Genomic DNA, 867 nt, shown 5'->3' on the forward strand with positions numbered 1-867 from the left:
TGAATTAAGAGGACTGGTTTTGAGTATTTTGTTTTCCGAAGCCCGCATTGGCAGCATGACCCTAAAGAACCGCTTTGTGCGTAGCGCAACGTGGGAAAATATGGCGACTGAAGATGGCCACATGACGGCAAAGCTTTACGATATTTACGAAGAGCTTGCTAAAGGTGAAGTCGGGCTAATCGTCACAGGTTACGCCAATATCGTTGAAGAAGAAAAGCCCAACGCAGGGATGATGGGTATTTACAACGACTCTTTCATCGAAGAATACAAAAAGCTCACAGAACTGGTTCATCAGTACGATTCTAAAATTGTGATGCAAATTGCTTATGGCGGTACTAAAACCACCTACAACGTCGGTGAGCGCGTGATTTTTGCACCGAGTGATGTGCCTGAGCGCGGCACGAATACTCAAGGCAAAGCGATGACGAAGGATGAAATCGACTACATCGTAAAAGCATTTGCATTAGCGAGTAAACGAGCTCAAGAAGCCGGTTTTGACGGTGTCGAGATTCATGCAGCGCACACTTACTTAATCAACCAGTTTTTAAGCCCGTACTACAACCGACGCGAAGACGAATACGGAGGCAGCTTAGAAAATCGTATGCGTTTGCTTTTGGAAATTTATTCTGAGACCAGAACGTTGGTGGGGGATGCGTTTCCAATTCTTGTGAAGCTAACCGCGACAGAATTCTTTGACGGCGGTTTAACATTCGATGAAACACGCATTGTGTGTAAGAAACTCGAAGCAGTGGGCGTTGATGCGATCATCGTCTCCGGCAACATTCACGGCAAAGCAAACGAACTTGTTGGTGAAAGATTCGATGGTTACACACTGCAAGAAGAAGGCTATTTTCACGAATACGGGCA

Annotated in this window: 1 protein-coding gene; it reads left to right on the plus strand. The window is 45.7% G+C overall.

Features of this window, described 5'->3' with window-relative positions; translation table 11 throughout:
• Positions 1 to 19: 19 nt before the first annotated feature.
• On the plus strand, positions 20 to 867 hold an 848-nt coding region (locus R8O11_RS26220; protein ID WP_318194740.1), incomplete at its 3' end, for an NADH:flavin oxidoreductase.

It is taken from the genome of Vibrio sp. 1288 (genome assembly GCF_033344475.1).